Source organism: Rhizobium sp. SVR5-9E (genome assembly GCF_056755095.1).
Window position 1 is genome coordinate 1 of the sequence record NZ_JBNDHS010000861.1, and the last position, 228, is coordinate 228.

At 63.6% G+C, this 228-nt stretch carries 1 protein-coding gene; it reads left to right on the forward strand.

What is annotated here, in order from left to right; genetic code table 11:
• Positions 1 to 228: hypothetical protein (locus ACPYOJ_RS37290; RefSeq protein ID WP_481420673.1), on the forward strand; the 228-nt coding region annotated here is incomplete at both ends.

Sequence of the window (228 nt, forward strand, 5' to 3'; positions counted from 1 at the left end):
GCATGTATCTCGGCCTGATCCAGCGGATGCAGACGCAGGGACTCTATTACGCGTCGCTCGCGCACATCGATGCGTACGACAAGGCTTACGGCGCGTCGCCGGAATCGATCTTGCTGCGTGCAGACGCGCTGCGAATGACCGAGCAGCCGGCGGCGAGTGCTGCTATGTACACGCAGTTGCTGAAAACGCCGCTCGCTGCGCGCGGGTATCGCGGGCTCGGATTGCTGG